Source organism: Pseudomonas syringae group sp. J309-1, assembly GCF_032582135.1.
Lineage (GTDB): Bacteria > Pseudomonadota > Gammaproteobacteria > Pseudomonadales > Pseudomonadaceae > Aquipseudomonas > Aquipseudomonas quasicaspiana.
Window position 1 is genome coordinate 1 of the sequence record NZ_JAWHNU010000163.1, and the last position, 523, is coordinate 523.

Here is a 523-nt window from a genome sequence, read left to right on the forward strand (position 1 = left end):
CATCGCGCCGACAAGCCTGCCGCGCAAAGCCAGGGCATCCTCCCGGCTGGCATGCTCGATCTGGACCGAGAGACCGACCGCTTTCCCCAGTGGGTCGCCTGCAGCGGTGAGCAACAGCACGCTATCCGTGGTCGAAGGCGCCTCGGCGTGCTGGACAGTGAACCGCTGTGACGCGCCGATGAACAGGTCGACGATCTGTGCCGGCGTCACGGGTGCAATCGGCACTGGGGCCTCCGCTGCTGGCGAAACGGCGGCATCGTCATTGCCCTGCAGCTGCTGCACAACGGTATCGGTCACCGCCATAGCCGCATTGGTGAACGCAGCCGGCCCGGCCGGCATCGACCCCGGCAAGGCGGATCGAACGACGGCAGCGGCACTTCCTGCCGGCAGGGTGAGCCACTCGCTCTTGAGCAGCCTGGTTGAGCGCTGCGTCGCGAGATCCTGAACGCGCGAGATCGCTCGGCTGGCCGGCGAGCTGCCCAACGCTGTGAGGGTCGACGCGAAGTTCAACGCCGCGCCGAGG

Annotated in this window: 1 protein-coding gene; it reads right to left on the reverse strand. The window is 67.9% G+C overall.

The features are described 5' to 3' along the window. Positions 1–523: hypothetical protein (locus RX972_RS29245; RefSeq protein WP_316880790.1), on the reverse strand; the 523-nt coding region annotated here is incomplete at both ends.